The 1,368-nt window shown below is 42.8% G+C and carries 2 protein-coding genes; one reads left to right on the forward strand and one right to left on the reverse strand.

Annotated features, from left to right (window positions below; translation table 11 throughout):
- Positions 1-474: GAF domain-containing protein (locus R7O12_RS24970; protein ID WP_318126743.1), on the reverse strand; the 474-nt coding region annotated here is incomplete at its 3' end.
- A 92-nt stretch (positions 475-566) separates the two neighbouring features.
- Between R7O12_RS24970 and R7O12_RS24975 the strand changes: the two genes are divergently transcribed.
- Positions 567-1,368 (forward strand): ABC transporter ATP-binding protein (locus R7O12_RS24975; RefSeq protein WP_318126745.1); only part of this gene is annotated, 802 nt, incomplete at its 3' end.

Below are 1,368 nucleotides of genomic sequence, written 5' to 3' on the forward strand. Positions count from 1 at the left end.
CTCTTTCCCTACACGACGCTCTTCCGATTGCTTTTCTACTTCTGACATAAAATGAGTGAGACCTTCCTCGTCTGTTTCATTGAATCGACCGATACTTGGGCTATCGATATCCAATACGCCAGCAACTTTTCCATTGATTGAAAACGGAATCACAATTTCAGAATTACTCGCAGCATCACATGCAATATGACCTTCAAATTCGTGAACGTCGTATACTCTTTGAGTAGTATTTGTTTTTGCAGCTGTACCACAAACGCCTCGTCCCATTGGGATACGAACGCAAGCTGGTTTACCTTGGAATGGGCCTAATACAAGCTCATCCCCTTTTATTAGGTAGAAGCCTGCCCAGTTGAGGTCTTCAAGCTCCATAAATAGTAAAGAGCTCAGGTTCGCCAAGTTAGCGATAAAGTCTGGCTCAGATTCAATTAGGGCTACTGCTTGTTTGGTGAGTCGTTGGTATTGTTCTATGTTCATATTAACTTCCTACTTATTATTAAAGCTTCCATTCTCTTCGTATGGCGCTAAAATGCTGACCTACTTTAAAATAGGACTTATTCTCAATTACAATGATTCCGAAAAATGACACTATTAGCCGTTCTTGGTTGATAACACAAGTAAAAAAGCACAAGTCCAAGCTGATTTTAGCGAACTTGATTGCTATTGTGGCGACCTTGATTAGTGTTCCAATCCCTCTTCTTATGCCATTAATGGTTGATGAAGTGCTATTGGACAAACCTGCCTCTGGTCTTTCTGCCATGAACGCTGTGCTTCCTGAAGCGTGGCATACCCCAACTGGATATATCTTTTTCACGCTTTTTTTAGTTGTGCTCATGCGCGCAGCCAGCCAAGCGTTGAACATTGTTCAAAGTCGTCAATTCACACTGGTATCGAAAACCATTACGTTTGAGATGCGCAGTAAAATGATCGACAAATTGGGTCGAATCAGTATTCGTCAGTACGAAACCAAAGGCAGTGGCGGAATTAACGCTCACCTTATTACTGACATAGAAACCATCGATCAATTTGTTGGTTCGACACTCGCAAAGTTTGTTATCAGCTTTTTGACCGTAATAGGCACCGCTATCGTTCTGCTTTGGCTAGATTGGCGTCTGGGCTTATTTATTCTACTCGTAAACCCTATTGTCATTTATTTCTCTCGCAAACTTGGCAGTATGGTCAAGCATCTCAAGCGTAAAGAAAACCACTCGTTCGAAATTTTCCAAAACCGACTGGTAGAAACGTTGGATGGTATTTACCAGCTGCGCGCTGCCAATAAAGAGCGCGAATTTCTTCAGCAGCTAAAAGAGAGCGCCAATCAAGTCCGCGTCGATGCTGACAAATACGCCTGGCAATCAGAAGCGGCTGGTC

This window comes from Vibrio sp. Vb1574 (genome assembly GCF_033338675.1).